Here is a 15,139-nt window from a genome sequence, read left to right as displayed (position 1 = left end):
GAAGGCTGTTTGGATCCGATGCTATCGCAACTTTTTATCGCGATTATTTTAACAGGCTTTCCAAATACAGCTTGAAGGCTGTTCCCAGTTTGTTATCCCGCAAACCATATTCCACCGTGGCCTCAAGAAAACCCAGTTTATCGCCGACATCATAGCGCTTACCGATAAAATCATAGGCATACATCTTTTCGATCGACGCCAGTGTTTTTAGTCCGTCAGTGAGTTGAATTTCCCCGCCGGCACCTTTGCCAGTATGCTCAAGCACATCAAATATCGCCGGGGTGATGATATATCGCCCGAGTATCGCCATCGTCGACGGTGCCTCACCAATTGCCGGCTTTTCAACCAGATCATTGACCTGATAGACCCGGTCGCCAACGGCATTTCCGGAAACGATCCCATACTTATTGACCTGATCCTCAGGAACCTGCTGTACCCCGATTACCGATGCGCCGTAGCTATTATAAACCTCGACCATTTGTTTAAGGGCCGGGGTTTCATCGTTATAGACAATATCATCCCCCAGCACTACTGCAAAGGGTTCATCGCCGACAAACTCCCTCGCACAGAGGACTGCATGTCCCAACCCTTTGGCTTCTTTTTGACGGACTGCAAATATTTTTGCCATATTGGTGATCGCTTCTACCTCTTCTAAGGCTGCGGTTTTTCCGGCCGCTTTTAAGACCGCTTCTAACTCCGGCACCTTATCAAAGTGGTTGATGATACTTTCTTTATTTCGGCCATTTATAATCAGTATTTCTTCGATCCCCGATGCCACAATCTCTTCAATAATATATTGAATCGTCGGTTTATCGACAATCGGCAGCATCTCTTTGGGTATTGACTTGGTGATTGGTAAAAAGCGGGTGCCTAATCCGGCTGCTGGAATAACTGCTTTGCGTACCTTTTTCATCTAATTTATCTCCTTTTCTGGAATTCCCAGTCCTGAATAAATAAAGCCTTTTGGCGGTTCGTCATGAAACAGATTTCTAAAATCAAAGAAAAAGCGATCCTTCATGGCAGTCAGCAGCCGCTCCTGATCAATCCCCTTAAATTCTCGCCAACCGGTGATCAGCACCAGGGCATCGGCATCCTGTGCCGCTTCATAGGCGTCGTGGCAGTAGCTGATTTCGTCCTTCTCCTTATGGAATCGCCACTTGGCTTCCTGGTTTCCTTCGGGGCAGTAAATCTGGATTCTAGCCCCAGCAGCAACCAACCCCTTGACAATGATAATCGATGGCGCTTCCCGCATATCAGTCGTTTCCGGCTTATAAGACAGACCTAAAACGCCAATCGTTTTTCCTTCCAGGTTACCCATGATCCGTTTGATTTTTTCGACCATCTTGAGCTTCTGTTTGTCATTGGCCCGGATCGCACCGGTGAGCACCTTAAAATCCTCGCCATAGGCTTTGGCAATCTCGACCAGCGCCTTGGAATCCTTGGGCAGATCACTGCCGCCGTAGCCTGGGCCAGCTTCCATAAACCCTTTGCCAATCCGCTCATCACGGCTCATGCCATTGGTAACATCAATAATATTGGCATTGGCATTTTCACAAAGCAGCGCCAGTTCGTTGACGAATGAGAGCTTTGTCGCCAGAAAGGCATTGACGCCATATTTAATCATTTCGGCACTTTGGGGATCGGTAATCACATAATTCTCTTCTCTGACATGAAGGCTGTCATAGAGGCTTTTTAAACGCTCCACCGCCGCCGGTGAATCTGATCCAATGACAACCATATCGGGTACCAGACAATCCTTGATCATCGAACCTTTGCGAGCAAAATCAGGATTGCTGATCACCTCAAAGGGAATCTCCACTTGACGTTCATTCAAGGTTTTTTGGATCGTTTGCTTAATAATCTGGCAGGTTCCCGGGGGAACGGTTGATTTAATTACCACCGTTACATTTTTTTCAATATGATTCCCAATGCTTTGGGCAATCGGTTTCATAAAGCGGAGGTCGGGGAAATCATGATCATTAGTCGGTACTTCACAGGTAATAAAAATAATTTCACTGTCTTTAATGGCTTTTAGAATATTTGAACTAAAACACAACCGGCCGGTTGATACCGAAGTCGAAACTAACGCCTTTAATCCCGGCTCATAGATAGGCAGTTCGCCCTCATTGAGCATATCGACTGTTTCGTCATCTGTGTCAACACAGATGACTGTAACATCCGAATCTGACAAAATGGAACCATAGGTAATCCCTAAGATCCCTAGTCCGATAATACAAATATTCATTCCTTATCCTCCGTTTACAATGGCCACGTTCTTCCATTGACCTTCTTATTACTATTTAAACTGAATTTTTCATTCATCGAGTGACACACAATACCTTGTCTTTCAACCTAAATTATAGCACAGAAGAAGGGTCTTTAAAACACTTGCCTTAATAAAAAAAGAAAACCGGGATTCTCTTAGGAATCTCGGTTTTCTTTTTTAGTTAATTATTTTCTTTTGAATTAATTCGAGCAATTGCTCTTTCGAGGGCTGCCTGAGCCCGGGCGGTATCGTATTTTTCATCCTGAATACGCTTAAGTGCCCGTTCTTTTGCTTCTTCTGCCCGTTTAAGATCAATTTCTTCCGGCCATTCAGCCGCATCGGTTAAAATAATCGTCTCTCTGGGATTAATCGTCGCAACACCCCCTAAAAGGGTGCCGGACTTTTTCTTCTTATCCTCAAAAATAATATTAAAGGTACCAATGGCTAATGTAGTGGTCAGTGGTGTATGCTCTGCAAGTACAGCAAACTCACCTTCTGTTCCGCGGATAACGATACGCTCGACATCCTCGTCGAAAAAGATACCGGTTGGAGCAATGATTTTTAATCTGAACGTTTCAGCCATTAAAACTCACCTCAACTAACCTTTTAATTTTTTTGCTTTTGCAACTGCATCTTCAATGGTTCCCACCAATAAGAATGCATTTTCTGGTAAATCATCATGTTTTCCTTCAAGGATTTCTTTGAAGCCCTTGATCGTTTCGCCAATCGTTACATAAACCCCACCGGTACCGGTAAATTGTTCCGCAACGAAAAATGGTTGGGAAAGGAAACGTTCAATTTTACGGGCGCGGGATACCGTAATTTTATCGGCATCAGACAATTCGTCCATCCCTAAAATTGCGATAATATCCTGTAATTCCTTATAGCGCTGTAAAATTTCCTGTACTTCACGAGCTGTTTCATAGTGCTCTTGACCGACAATTTTGGGATCAAGAATACGCGAAGTTGAATCCAGTGGGTCTACCGCCGGATAGATACCTTTTTCTGTGATTGCCCGGTTAAGAACCGTGGTGGCATCAAGATGGGCAAAGGTAGTCGCCGGAGCAGGGTCAGTTAAGTCATCGGCAGGTACATAAACGGCCTGAACCGAGGTAATTGAACCCTTGCTGGTGGAAGTGATCCGTTCCTGCAGGGCCCCCATTTCAGTTGCCAGGGTAGGCTGGTAACCAACCGCACTAGGCATCCGGCCAAGCAGTGCTGAAACCTCAGAACCCGCTTGGGTAAACCTAAAAATATTATCGATGAAAAGAAGTACATCCTGACCTTCGTTATCACGGAAATATTCAGCCATTGTCAGACCAGCCAGGGCAATCCGCATTCTGGCTCCTGGAGGCTCATTCATTTGACCAAAGCAAAGGGCTGTTTTATCAATAACCCCAGACTCCATCATTTCGTAGTAAAGGTCATTTCCTTCACGGGTACGTTCACCAACACCAGCAAAAACCGATAAACCACCATGCTGGGTAGCAATATTGTTAATCAGTTCCTGAATCAGTACGGTTTTACCAACACCGGCACCACCGAAAAGACCAATCTTACCACCACGAACGTAAGGACAGATCAGGTCAACAACCTTGATTCCGGTTTCAAACATTTCTGGTTGGGTTTGTTGTTCTTCAAAGCTTGGTGGATGACGATGAATCGGGTGTAAGGTGACCCCGGTTCGATCAAAGGGTTTTCCATCAATTGGTTCACCCAAAACGTTAAACATTCTGCCGAGGGTTGCTTTCCCTACCGGCACTGCAATCGATGCGCCCGTATCGACAGCTTCCTGATTTCGTACCAGGCCGTCTGTCGAGTCCATGGCAATACATCTGACAATGTCATCCCCCAGCTGTTGAGCTACCTCAACTACCAGGGTGTGACCATTGAGTTCAATATTTACTGCGTTGTTCAATTTTGGCAGCTGATCTTTTTGAAACTTAACATCAACAACTGGTCCAATAACCTGAACAACCTTCCCTATATTTTGGGCCATTCCCTATAACCTCCTTGTGCAAATTAATTTGCACTCATAAATTTCTGTCCCGGCAGGCATTGTGATCCTGCCATGTGCAATTTGTAATTATTTTAGTGCTTCGGCGCCACCGACAATTTCAGAAATTTCCTGAGTAATTGCCGCCTGACGGACGCGGTTGTATTTAAGTGTTAGCGCATCGATCATTTCATTGGCGTTAGTCGTTGCTGATTCCATGGCGGTACGACGAGCGCCTTGTTCACTGGCGGCACTTTCAATCATTGAGCCATAGACGGTGCTGCTGACGAAGTTAGGAATCAGATAGTTTAGCAGTTCTTCTGGTTCTGGCTCATAGAGCATCACCGTCAAATCATTGCTTTTTACTTCTTTTTTCACTTCATCTTCTACTACTTCGACTTTTTTAACCGGTTTTAAATCTTCCTCACTCAGGGGAAGCAACTTCATTAAGTGGGCATGTTGTGAAAGGGTGGAAATAAATTTGGTATAGGCAATATAAACTTCATCATATTCGCCATTCTTAAATCCTTCCATGACAACCGCGGTCACTTCTCTGGCATTAAAAAAGTTTGGTCGTTCCGAAATGCCGAGATATTCACCCTGGATATTGTAGGCGCGATTTCTAAAATGATCACGACCACGAGACCCAACGGCATAAATAACAACATCTTCTTTATTCGCTATGTGATCCTCAACCAGTTTAGCAACATTGGCATTGTAGCCACCAGCCAAGCCTTTATCCCCAGTAATGACGATATAAGCCACTTTTTTAACTTCGCGCTGGTTCATGAAAACATTTCTGGTGCTTCCACTTTTTTCGACAATGCGTCCCATACTTTCAATCATGGCCTCAAAATAAGGGCGACGACCTTCTGCCAGCTCACGACTTTTTCGCAGCTTTGCAGAAGCCACCAGCTCCATGGCATGGGTGATTTGCTTTGTACTGTTTACACTTTTTATCCGACGTTTAATATCTTGTATATTTTCTGCCACTCAGAATCACCTCCGCTGACAATCTATACAGATTTACTGAAAACTTTTTTATAAGCCTCAATACATTCAGCAAAAGCTGCGACAACCTCATCTGAAAGGCCGTCCTTCCCTTTAACCTTAATCATGATTTCAGGGTAATTCTTTTGAGCATACTTCATTAGACCTTTTTCAAATTCACGGATATTTTTTACTTCAATGTCCAGCAGGAAGCCGTTCGTTGCCGCAAAAAGAATCAGCACCTGTTCTTCAACCTTCATGGGGTCATATTGATCCTGTTTCAGGATTTCAACGATCCGTTCCCCTTTGGCTAACTGCGCCTTGGTGGCTTCGTCAAGATCTGAACCAAACTGCGCAAAGGATGCCAACTCACGATACTGAGCGTACTCAATACGGAGTGGTCCGGCGACCTTTTTCATGGCTTTGATCTGAGCGGATCCCCCAACTCGAGATACCGAGATCCCCGGGTTAACTGCTGGGCGAATACCAGAACGGAAAAGTTCACCTTCAAGGAAGATCTGACCATCTGTAATCGAAATTACATTGGTTGGGATGTAGGCTGAAACATCACCTGCCTGGGTTTCAATAATTGGCAAAGCGGTGATCGATCCACCTGCTTTAAGCTTAGCGGCACGTTCAAGAAGTCGTGAATGCAGGTAGAAAACGTCGCCTGGGTAGGCTTCACGTCCTGGTGGACGACGAAGGATCAGGGACATGGCTCGGTAAGCCACCGCATGTTTTGATAAATCATCATAAATGATCAGAACATCTTTTTGTTGTTCATTCATGAAATATTCAGCCATTGTAACACCCGCGTAAGGTGCTAAATATTGGAGTGGTGCCAACTGGGCAGCTCCGGCTGAAAGAATAATGGTATAGTCCATCGCATTGTGTTCTTCTAATTGTCCAACAATCTGGGCAACGGTTGATTCTTTCTGGCCAATAGCCACATAGATACAGATAACATCTTCACCTTTTTGGTTGATGATGGTATCAATCGCTAACGCTGTTTTACCAGTTTGTCTGTCACCAATGATTAACTCACGTTGGCCACGTCCAATCGGGATCATCGAGTCAATCGCTTTATAACCGGTTTGAATTGGCTGATTAACCGATTCACGCTCAATTACACCCGGTGCTTTAACTTCAACGGGACGACGTTGATCCGTAACAATTGGGCCTTTTCCGTCAATCGGGAAACCCAGGGCATTAACAACACGGCCAATCATGGCTTCGCCAACTGGCACTTCAACAATACGACCGGTACAACGAACAATGTCACCCTCGACGATATCATCATCGTAACCTAAAAGAACACAACCAACGTTATCTTCTTCAAGGTTGAGCACCATTCCGTAAACCTCGTTAGGAAAAGCTAAAAGCTCACCTGCCATAGCATTTTCAAGACCATGAACACGGGCAACCCCGTCTCCAACTTGAATGACCGTACCGACATCGACGACTTCAAGCTTATCTTCATAACGCTCTATTTCATTTTTAATAATTTGACTTATTTCCTCTGGTCGGAGATTCAACTTTACTCACCTCTTTTTAATGTAGTCTTAAACTGTTCATTTGTGTTTTCATTTGATTTAACTGATTTTTGATGCTCCCATCAATAACCTGATCCCCTACATAAACCACCGCACCGCCAAGGATTGATGTATCGATGATGTTTTCAAGGACCACCTTTTTGTCAAAGCGTTTTGCCAGGTTTGCTTCTAAAGCGACTCGCAGCGCTTCATCCAGCGGCACCACGGTTAATACCCGGGCTTCGACTGTATTTTTGTAAGGCAACACCAATTGTTTAAATGTTTCATGAATTTCTAACAGAAATTCAAAACGATTTTTATCCAAAAGAATGTTTAAAAAATTTCTCAAGTACTGATTATATGAGTCTCCAAAAACCCGACCAAGAACACCCTTCTTTTCAGAAGTATTCATTGAGGGGGTTAACATCAGATTCATTAATCTGGCTTCAGACTTGAAAAGATCAATGACCGAAGAAAACTCATCGTACATTCCATCAACAAGATTGTTATCAACGGCTGTGTCAAATAAGGCCTGGGCATATCTTTTCGCTACTAAACTCATTTAGCATCCCCTACCTTATCGATAAAGTCCATAATCATAGCCTCATGTTGTTTTTTGTCCATCGATTTGTGAATAATTTTTTCAGCTGCAAAGAGTGACAGATCAACGATGTTCGATTTAACTTCATTCATCGCTTTGCGTTTTTCAACTTCAATTTCAATCATGGCTTTTTCGATGATTAGTTTTGCGTCAGCATGCGCTTTTTCAACAATTTCATGTTTTTGAGCTTGTGCATCGACGTTTGCATCTCGAATGATCTCACGTTCTTTGGAACGGATATCAGCTAACATTGTTTCATATTCCTGTTTCAGTTTTGCTGCAGCGGCATTTTTTTCGGTAGCACCCACTATTTCTGCAGAAACATCCTCTTGTCTTTTTGCAATAATATCCTTAACTTTTTCATAAAAGAAATGTTTCAGTATTAAAAAGAAAATAATAAAGTTAACGATTGTTGCTAGCAAGAGTTTTAAATCAATTCCAACTAAGCCTGCGTATTCAAACATAATGTTATAGCCCCCTTTCTAATTCATAAGCATCGAAGTATTTCATTACAGAACCACCTCATTCTTAAATAAAGGGATTAGCAAAGAGTAAAATCAGTGCAACAATCAAACCGTAGATACCGGTGGTTTCAGCTACCGCTGCACCCAAAAGCATGGTTCTGACGATGTCACTTTGTGCTTCTGGCTGACGTCCAACCGCTTCTGCACCTTTACCGGCTGCATAACCCTGACCAATCCCAGGTCCTACCCCGGCGATCATCGCAATACCGGCACCAATAGCTGAGCATGCTTTAATAAAATCTAAACCTTCCATTTGTGTACGTTCCTCCTCGTTTTACAGATAATTTTTAGCTTAAGTTTTTTTCTAAATAAATGGGTTTGCAAATAATAAGATCAATGCCACAATCAACCCATAAATACCAGTAGTTTCAGCTACCGCTGCACCAAGAAGCATGGTTCGCACGATATCACTTTGCGCTTCTGGCTGACGTCCAACCGCTTCTGCACCTTTACCAGCGGCAAATCCCTGACCAATACCAGGTCCTACCCCAGCGATCATCGCAATACCAGCGCCAATCGCTGAACATGCTTTAATAAAATCTAAACCTTCCATTTGTGTACTTTCCTCCTAAATAATTTCCTTCCCTACATAAAGGGATTCGCAAAGAGTAAAATCAATGCGACGATCAACCCATAAATACCGGTGGTTTCAGCCACTGCTGCACCAAGCAGCATTGTTCGAATAATATCGCTTTGAGAATCGGGTCGGATCCCCACCGCTTCGGCACCCTTACCGGCTGCAAATCCCTGGCCAATCCCAGGTCCTACTCCGGCGATCATTGCGGTACCTGCGCCGATGGCTGAAAATGCTTTAATCACATCAACACCATCAAACTGACCAAGAAACTGCAATAAAAAATCTACAATATTCGCATCACCAATCATACCGTTTCCTCCCTTTCTCCCTCATTAATCCATAGCTCCAGAAATAAACACCATAGATAGCATTGTAAAGATAAAGCTTTGCAATAACCCTGAGAAGATATCAAAGTAGAAATGGAACGGAACTGGAACTAGAACAGGAAAGAAATACAGTCCTGCTAATGCCGAATACAGTAATGCCATAATAATCCCACCACCAAGTAAATTCCCGAAAAGACGGAAAGATAGGGAAACCGGATTGGCAAACTCTCCAATTAGATTAATTGGAAGCAAGAACGGCATTGGCTCAAGGAAACCCTTGAGAAAGCCTCCCAGTCCTTTTGATTTCAAACCAAAAAACTGGGTCATAAAAAATGTCATCAAAGCCAGGCCAACTGTACAGTTTAAATCGGCTGTCGGAGATCTCAGACCATAGATTCCAGACGTATTAGCAAACGCAAGAAACATAATTAAAGCGAGCATGTATGGTGCAAACTTCATCTTATCTTTTCCCATCGTTTGACCGACTAAACCATCCATAACCGTGACAATGGTTTCAGCAATGACTTGGGCTTTTCCTGGACGCTTTTGCATATTTTTTGTCAAAATAGCACACACAACCAGAATCATCACCATGATGATCCAGGTGTTCACAAGTGTTTGTGTGATCGGGAGTCCGAAGAGTTCCCCGTAAATTTTTGGGCCTTCCATTGTTTTTTCACCTCATTGTCCAGGCGTTTTAAAATTCTTAAAATCGCCTATTGTGTTTTTGGATTTTTTACGCCTCATTTATCAAGACGTTTTTTTTTGATACTGTTGTATTGATTAAAACTGAAATTTTTACAGCAACCAACCCAAGTAAGACACCAATGATGTTTACCCAGGGATTAATAATTGCCACATATATAACAACACCGGTTAATAAGTATCTCAAAAAATATCTGGTCTGAACATATTTTTGAGCCCTCGCCGATGGCATTTTCATTGCTTTGTCAAAGGTTAATTGCATTAGTCTGAAGTTGAGGACACTGTAAATTCCGCCAAAAACAACGCCCAAGGCAAAGGCCAGGGGATCGTTTGTTAAAAAGCTGAACATCATTAATCCCAGGCTGACAAGCCCGCCACAAATCATTATTCTTGACTCTAATGATAACTTCTTAAAATTCTGTATCGTTTTCATCATTTTCATCTTCCTTTTTTATCTGATCGCGGTATTCCTGAGCCCGCTTTTTCTCTGCTTCTCGCTCTTCCTCAGTCTTTTGCTCCGCCGCTAACTTCTGGGCTCTTTCACTCATCCTCAGAGGAATAACATACATGTTTCTCAAGCCAGCCAATACACCCAGCACTGCTAAAATAATTACTAACATATTTCCAGTCTGAAAATAGAAATCAAGAACTTTGCCAATGAAAATCATCATCCCCACTGGGACAAGTACCGAAATACCAATTTGAGAAATCATCGCCAGATATTTATAAGGCTTTTCCTTTTGATTCTTCATCCATCTCTCCACTATTCAGGTATTATTTTTGTTGCAAACTGCTATTTTTTGTCATCAAGCTTTTGTAATTGTCTGCGCAATTAAAGAAACTGCAAATTTTTGTCTTTCTTCTTGAAATCTTTTACATATAGTATCACAATTTTTTACACTTGTATATACAACAACTCTCTTTTTGGAGCTATTTTGAATACTTTTTTTCGATCGCGGTAATCCCATCAATACGCCGTTGGTGACGGTTTCCAGCAAACTCTGTTAGCAGCCAGATCGCAACAATCCGCATCGCCAGACCCTCACCTAAGACCCGCGCGCCCAACACCAATACATTGGCATCGTTGTGCTCTCGGGACATTTCGGCCATAAACTCATTGGTACACAAAGCTGCCCGGATTCCCGGTACCTTGTTAACCGCCATCGAGATCCCCAGACCGGTTCCGCAGATTGCGATCCCCCGGTCACAGTCACCAAAGCTGACCGCTTCACCAACCCGTTCCCCATAAATGGGGTAGTCGCAGGAATCTGCTGTTGCGGTGCCATAGTCAATAACCTCATGACCCTGTTCGATTAAAAATGGTTTGATGACTTCCTTTAAAGCCAGGCCACCATGATCTGATCCAATTGCAATTTTCATCTTTGTTCCTTCCTAATTATATAAAGGCATAACCAGCCGCTTTATAGAGCCGATTAATTAAGGCCAAGGTTTCATTATTGAGCGGAATATCTTCGGCATAGATTTTTTCTACCCCAAGCTCATCAAAGGTGCGCAGCCGGGAAAAGAGATTTTTCGACATTTCCTTGGGATCATTGCGACTTCCTAATGAGATAATCAGGCCTTCGTGATAAAAACCCATCGTTTCATCGCTAGCCAGCACCCCGATGGTCATCGGTTTTCCTTTGTGGTGCGACAATGCCTTGGTAATTTTCTCGCGAATCTCGTCCGGCGTTCCCTTAACCACCACCAGTTCCCCTTGTGGGGAATAGTGCGTATATTTCATCCCGGGGGATGAGACCTTTTCCGGCACGACATTGTCGGTCACATGAGCTGAAACCGCAACCTCACCTAAAACCGCGCGGAGTTCTGCCAGGGTGACATCGCCTGGTCTTAGCACCACCGGCGGTTCAACTGTCAGATCGATCACCGTCGACTCCAAGCCCAACTCAGTATCCGCCGAAAGGATCATCGCATCGACCCGGCCATCAAGATCTAGTAGCACATGCTTTCCCTGGGTGGGACTGGGACGACCTGAACGATTGGCGCTCGGTGCAGCAATCGGGCATCCTGCCATCTTGATAAAGGCCTGGGCAATCGGATGATCTGGAAATCGAACGCCTACCGTATCGAGTCCGCCCGTTAGTTCTGTCGGAATTGTTGCTGATTTATTCATAATAATTGTCAAGGGTCCTGGCCAAAAAACCTGCATCAGTTTTTGTGCCTTTTCTGGAATATTGGCAACCAACGGCTCCACCTCATCCAAACCGGCAATATGAACAATCAGCGGATTATCGTCCGGCCTCCCCTTGGCCACAAATATTTTCTTGATCGCTTCAGGGTTTAGGGCGTCAGCCCCTAGCCCATAAACCGTTTCAGTTGGGAAAACAACCGTTCCCCCGGCTTTGATCAAAACCGCTGCTGCTACTAATTCACGTAATGCCGCATCATCAAGGTTTTCGATATTTATAATTTTTGTTTTCATTTTTTGTTTCCACTATTCTTAATCCGTTATCACAATCACTTTGTCATTCGGCCTCGCTGAGCAGTTGTTGTTTCAAGTTCCACAGTTTTTGGGATAAATCGACATGATAAACGTGAGGGTTCACCATCCGCTTAAAGGCTGGCCACAAGCTTTCCTTTTCATCTTTTAAATGCTGCGAAATGTCTGAGATGCTCGGCGATTGATAGACGCATTTCCCACCAACAAAGATCGGCACCAGTAATTCGCGAATATAATAGTCCGTGATGATCCGTTTTTTCCAGGTATAAACCGGATGAAAAATTGTCAGCGGTTCGGCTTCATTAATGACTTCATCTTCTAGGGTAATTAAATCCGCCAGCGCCATGCCATTGCTTTTCCCATAAATCCGGAAAACTTTCTTGTATCCGGGGTTGGTGATCTTTTCCGGATCATTCGACACCTTGAGCTTGGCTTTGCCGGAAATCACCGACAATTTATAAACCCCACCGAGAGCCGGACAATCATAGGCGGTAATCAGCTTGGTGCCGACCCCCCAGGAATTGATTTTTGCACCCTGACTCTTTAAATCCTTGATCAGATGTTCATCAAGATCTGATGATGCCACAATCCCGGCCTTTTCGAGACCGGCCTGATCGAGCATTTTTCTGGCTTCGATACTGAAATAGGCCAAATCTCCAGAATCGATCCGAATCCCGAAGCGTCCGGTAAGACTGCCCTCGGCCAAGGCTTTTTTGAAAACCGTGATGGCGTTGGGGACACCCTTTTCGAGGGTATTGTAAGTATCTACTAAAAGGGTGGCATTGTTGGGGTTATATTTTACATATTTTTCAAAGGCCTCCAGTTCGCTATCATAGCTGAGGATAAAGCTGTGGCTCATCGTTCCCATGGCCGGGCGATCGAGCATTGCTTCGGTTTCCACCACACTGGTTCCCGCACAGCCACCGATAACCGCCGCCCGTGCCCCATAAAAACCGGCTTCGGTTCCATGAGCCCTGCGCAAACCAAACTCCATGACCAAATCGCCGCGGGCTTCTTCAATAATCCGCGATGCCTTGGTGGCGATCAGGGTTTGATGATTGACAATACTGAGAATCGTGGTTTCAACAATCTGCGCCTGGATCAGCGGAGCTTTAACGCGAATAATCGGTTCCATCGGAAAAATAATGCTGCCTTCGGGAATGGCAAAAATTTCCCCTTCGAATTTGAAGTTTTCCAGATAGGCTAAAAAAGCGGGTGAAAATTCAGGATGATTCTTTTTCAGTAATGCCGTATCTTCTTTGCTAAAGCGGATCCCGTTGATATATTCAATAACCTGCTCTAACCCGGCAACAACGGTATAACCGCCCTCAAATGGGTTGTTTCTAATAAAAACGTCGAATACAGCTTCTTCATTCTCCTTACCATCTTGAACGTATACATTTCCCATGGTAAATTGGTATAAATCTGTTGCCAGCTGAAGCTTTCGGTCAAATTGCATACTAAATTCTCCTTCTTTTCACATTGCATACTATTCTACCACTTTATTAGAGTAAAATACAAACTTTTTCAATATAAATATTTGCATGCTGTTTATCGGTTTTCGCGTTTTTTTCCCCGTTTCAACCAAATTCATTCGCCAATTTTCTACTTGTTAATAATTATACAATTGCGATAATAAATTCTTGCGATAAATTAAGGCAAAAAAAAGAAATGCTTGCGCATTTCATATTTTTTCACGAATTATTTTACTAATCAGCCGCAGCTATCACAATCCCCTGAACAGTCACTGTCGTCGCAGTCGCTGTTACTAACATCATCGCTAAAGCCAAATAATACTGTTTTTTCGCGTTTTTCCCGTTCCGCATAAATTTCTAAATCACTCCAGGGTAAGCCTACCCATCTGGCCAGGGCAAAATCAGTCGGGTATTCGCTCGTCAATTCTATCTTGCCATCGACAATCGTTAGTGGTAGACACTCGATCCCTTTGGTGGCGATGGCTTGCTTAACCACAAAGCTTTCCATAAAGGCTGGCATATCATCAATCACGTTATAGCGCGACACCGAAACGCCGCGTTCCCGTAAATCGACGATCATTCGCTCTAAGCGGTTTAAATCGGCCTCGATCATCGGATCGCAAACGCCGCTGGCACAGCCGGCTGGTTCGTATATTTCTAATTTTTTCATTATTACCTCCAATTATTCTCAGACATTCATCTTTTGTCATCATTATAATTGATTGACCTTTAAAATACTATTAAATTTGATGCGGCGGTTGATGGTTACCCTTTTTTACGGCTGCTTTTGATTGTTGGCATGGTAAACATCAAAATCTTAGCCGAAAAAGTTTTTTCCGAATAGATTGGTGGCAAGCACCAAAATCTACCTTCGGTTGGAAACGTCTAGCTTTTCCATAAGTGCATCCTGTAATACTCTGGAAACATTGACGTTTGCTTTATCTGCTTCAAGATTCAACCAATTAGGTAAAGTTACATTCCGTCTAACTGTTTTATTATCAAATCGGCGGCGGTATTCTAAAAAGTCCACATCAACAAACGACACAATCCCTCTCCCATCAGTGGCAAAGGTACCCGTTAATGGATCAATTTCATTGAATTTTGAAGGCTCTGGAACCTCTTCACCATCGTCTTGAATCGTGATCGCCTTTAATCCAATCGCATCACGAGCCATATCAATGGCATCGGCCATATCGGTTCCCTCTGTCAGAACTTCCAAATCTGGCACCTCTACCAAAACAATATCATCTGTTTGTGTGAAAATCACGGGATAGATGGCTTTCATTTGTTTATCCTCCTGGTTTGTTTATCGTACAATTGGAAGCAGGGCTTTTATAAGCCCCATTTCCTCAAGATTGCTTTTGCTAGACGTTCATTGATTTCATTGTGTCGTGGAATTTCTTCTAAATCTTTACCTCTCCGGCAAACATCATGCTTCCCGCCATGACGATCAAACTCAAAACCAATTTTTCCAGCTTCTTTATCAAGTCTCTACGTTTCATAGCATCCTTCTGACAATTATATCATACACACCAAACACACATTTTTCAATGACATCAACTAGGTTTCGCTTAATTTTTTCTACAAATCGGAAGAAATACTTAAGGCACCTTGTATATGCATTTGATTCTAATGGTATGACGCCGCCAACAAATATAAGTTAGTAGCAGGGGTCAGACCCGAGCG

Annotated in this window: 19 protein-coding genes; all 19 read right to left on the bottom strand. The window is 43.5% G+C overall.

From position 1 onward, the window contains the following. Window positions 1–43: 43 nt before the first annotated feature. On the bottom strand, window positions 44–913 hold the full coding sequence (galU, locus tag QZ998_RS05495) for a UTP--glucose-1-phosphate uridylyltransferase GalU (RefSeq protein ID WP_296558714.1): 870 nt from the start codon (window positions 911–913) through the stop codon (window positions 44–46). Further along, entirely contained in the window at window positions 914–2,245 is a 1,332-nt protein-coding gene (locus QZ998_RS05490; protein WP_296558711.1) for a UDP-glucose/GDP-mannose dehydrogenase family protein, read from the bottom strand. A gap of 202 nt (window positions 2,246–2,447) precedes the next feature. Further along, on the bottom strand, window positions 2,448–2,849 hold the full coding sequence (gene atpC / locus QZ998_RS05485) for an ATP synthase F1 subunit epsilon (protein ID WP_296558709.1): 402 nt from the start codon (window positions 2,847–2,849) through the stop codon (window positions 2,448–2,450). A 15-nt stretch (window positions 2,850–2,864) separates the two neighbouring features. Continuing rightward, complete coding sequence (atpD, locus tag QZ998_RS05480) at window positions 2,865–4,265, bottom strand: F0F1 ATP synthase subunit beta (protein WP_296558707.1); 1,401 nt, start codon at window positions 4,263–4,265, stop codon at window positions 2,865–2,867. An 87-nt stretch (window positions 4,266–4,352) separates the two neighbouring features. Then, entirely contained in the window at window positions 4,353–5,255 is a 903-nt protein-coding gene (gene atpG / locus QZ998_RS05475; RefSeq protein WP_296558705.1) for an ATP synthase F1 subunit gamma, read from the bottom strand. Window positions 5,256–5,278: 23 nt separating this feature from the next. Continuing rightward, on the bottom strand, window positions 5,279–6,787 hold the full coding sequence (gene atpA, locus QZ998_RS05470; protein ID WP_296558704.1) for a F0F1 ATP synthase subunit alpha: 1,509 nt from the start codon (window positions 6,785–6,787) through the stop codon (window positions 5,279–5,281). Between the two features lie 16 nt (window positions 6,788–6,803). After that, window positions 6,804–7,346, bottom strand: a complete 543-nt coding sequence (locus tag QZ998_RS05465; RefSeq protein WP_296558703.1) for a F0F1 ATP synthase subunit delta — start codon at window positions 7,344–7,346, stop codon at window positions 6,804–6,806. Beyond that, entirely contained in the window at window positions 7,343–7,849 is a 507-nt protein-coding gene (locus QZ998_RS05460) for a F0F1 ATP synthase subunit B (RefSeq protein WP_296558701.1), read from the bottom strand. Before QZ998_RS05460 ends, QZ998_RS05465 begins: the two co-directional genes overlap by 4 nt. 64 nt (window positions 7,850–7,913) lie before the next feature. Continuing rightward, the gene (gene atpE / locus QZ998_RS05455) at window positions 7,914–8,162 is read right to left on the bottom strand and encodes an ATP synthase F0 subunit C (RefSeq protein ID WP_296558699.1); all 249 of its coding nucleotides are present in this window, start codon (window positions 8,160–8,162) and stop codon (window positions 7,914–7,916) included. A gap of 51 nt (window positions 8,163–8,213) precedes the next feature. Further along, entirely contained in the window at window positions 8,214–8,462 is a 249-nt protein-coding gene (atpE, locus tag QZ998_RS05450) for an ATP synthase F0 subunit C (RefSeq protein ID WP_296558697.1), read from the bottom strand. A gap of 32 nt (window positions 8,463–8,494) precedes the next feature. Then, window positions 8,495–8,794, bottom strand: a complete 300-nt coding sequence (atpE, locus tag QZ998_RS05445) for an ATP synthase F0 subunit C (RefSeq protein ID WP_296558696.1) — start codon at window positions 8,792–8,794, stop codon at window positions 8,495–8,497. Between the two features lie 24 nt (window positions 8,795–8,818). Then, the gene (atpB, locus tag QZ998_RS05440; protein ID WP_296558694.1) at window positions 8,819–9,481 is read right to left on the bottom strand and encodes a F0F1 ATP synthase subunit A; all 663 of its coding nucleotides are present in this window, start codon (window positions 9,479–9,481) and stop codon (window positions 8,819–8,821) included. Between the two features lie 67 nt (window positions 9,482–9,548). Next, window positions 9,549–9,959, bottom strand: a complete 411-nt coding sequence (locus QZ998_RS05435) for an ATP synthase subunit I (RefSeq protein ID WP_296558692.1) — start codon at window positions 9,957–9,959, stop codon at window positions 9,549–9,551. Then, entirely contained in the window at window positions 9,928–10,269 is a 342-nt protein-coding gene (locus QZ998_RS05430) for an AtpZ/AtpI family protein (RefSeq protein ID WP_296558691.1), read from the bottom strand. Before QZ998_RS05430 ends, QZ998_RS05435 begins: the two co-directional genes overlap by 32 nt. Window positions 10,270–10,447: 178 nt before the next feature. Then, a complete protein-coding gene (rpiB, locus tag QZ998_RS05425) occupies window positions 10,448–10,897 on the bottom strand; it encodes a ribose 5-phosphate isomerase B (protein WP_296558689.1) in 450 nt (149 codons plus the stop codon). Between the two features lie 16 nt (window positions 10,898–10,913). Beyond that, the gene (locus QZ998_RS05420; protein WP_296558688.1) at window positions 10,914–11,960 is read right to left on the bottom strand and encodes an L-threonylcarbamoyladenylate synthase; all 1,047 of its coding nucleotides are present in this window, start codon (window positions 11,958–11,960) and stop codon (window positions 10,914–10,916) included. Between the two features lie 43 nt (window positions 11,961–12,003). Further along, window positions 12,004–13,437 (bottom strand): nicotinate phosphoribosyltransferase, encoded by a 1,434-nt coding sequence (locus QZ998_RS05415; RefSeq protein ID WP_296558685.1) that lies wholly within the window; start codon window positions 13,435–13,437, stop codon window positions 12,004–12,006. 254 nt (window positions 13,438–13,691) lie between these two features. Next, window positions 13,692–14,123, bottom strand: coding sequence for an arsenic metallochaperone ArsD family protein (locus QZ998_RS05410; protein WP_296558683.1), 432 nt, complete (start codon window positions 14,121–14,123; stop codon window positions 13,692–13,694). A gap of 195 nt (window positions 14,124–14,318) precedes the next feature. Beyond that, window positions 14,319–14,738 (bottom strand): type II toxin-antitoxin system HicB family antitoxin, encoded by a 420-nt coding sequence (locus QZ998_RS05405; protein WP_296558681.1) that lies wholly within the window; start codon window positions 14,736–14,738, stop codon window positions 14,319–14,321. Window positions 14,739–15,139: the final 401 nt, after the last annotated feature.

It is taken from the genome of uncultured Acetobacterium sp. (genome assembly GCF_927416815.1).
GTDB lineage: Bacteria > Bacillota > Clostridia > Eubacteriales > Eubacteriaceae > Acetobacterium.
The sequence above is the reverse complement of the archived record's forward strand: the minus strand, read 5'-3'. Positions and strand labels throughout refer to the sequence as shown.